We start from the raw sequence: 1,160 nt of genomic DNA, 5'->3' as shown, positions 1-1,160 counted from the left end.
GCAAACGCGTGCCGTGGCCGTCTTCGGTCTGCGGGCGATACACCACCTCGGCCGGAATGGCGACGAAGCGGTTGTCGTAGAAGGTCGTAGTGAGGTCCGGCGATGCATTCGAAACGGACAAGCCACTCAAGGCACCCGGCAGGCTGAGCGGCGCCTGCGCGGCCGGCCCAAGCTGCTGCTCCAGCGCGTCGAACACGTCGGCCTCGAAATTGTTGCGGGCCTGGTGCTGCACCGACAGGCACAGGAAGGCGGTGCCGGCATCCACGCCCGGATGCTGCCCCAACTGGAACTGGGCGCCCGGCGTCAGCTGCCGCCACTTGCCCTGCCCTTCAATCGTGTGTGCGCGCACGCGCAGCGCGTCCAGATGCTGCTGGGCGCGGCGCTGGCCACGCGCGTTGTCCTGCCAGCCGTATGGGCCGCAGGTGTCGGCATCTTCGCCGGTCGCCTCGTGCGCGGTCTGTGCCTCGGCGCTGGCCTGGCGCAGCTCCAGCGTGCGGTGATCCCAGGTATGCCGGGACACCTTGGTGGTGAGCCAGCGGCGCGCGGTCGACCACTGCTGCACGCTGTCATCGCGCTCGGTCACATCGCCGCGGTGGAAGCGCACCGCGCCGAGATCCTTGGCGCCATGATGGTTGTCGGCCAGCACCAGCGTGTGTGCACCAAACGACTCGCTGCCCGGGTCTGCGCCGTGCTCGAACCAGTAATAGATGCCCTCTTCGGCCAGCAGACGCTGCACGAAGGCCAGATCGGTTTCCTGGTACTGCGTGGTCAGGCTGCGCTTGGCGTAAAGGCTGCGATCGGTCAGGTCCCAACGCCATGCCGGTACCAGGCCGCTGTAGTCGGCGAAGACGTTCTCGACGATGTCGACCACGCTGGCGTCATGGAACACGTAGCTGTCCACGCGCTGGCCCAGGAAGGCCAGCCAGGGCTGCAGGCGCAGGCGATACCGCGCCAGCCCGCCATTGCTGCCGATCCGTTCGGCGGCGGTGATCCGGCCGTGGAAGGGGCGCTCGTTGCCGATGGCCTGCATCTGCAGCAATGCCGGCTGCCCAAGCAGACTGTCCAGCGACAGGTTGGCATCGGCCGACAACGCGATGATGTCGAACACGAAACCCACGCCATCGATCTGCTCGACGCCATTGAGCGACTCGGCCACCAGC

The 1,160-nt window shown here is 67.4% G+C and carries 1 protein-coding gene; it reads right to left on the bottom strand.

What is annotated here, in order from left to right:
- The coding region (locus AC1DCJ_RS20280; RefSeq protein ID WP_478071791.1) for a type VI secretion system Vgr family protein at window positions 1–1,160 on the bottom strand (1,160 nt) is incomplete at both ends.

The organism is Stenotrophomonas sp. 10N36 (assembly GCF_056395005.1).
The sequence above is the reverse complement of the archived record's forward strand: the minus strand, read 5'-3'. Positions and strand labels throughout refer to the sequence as shown.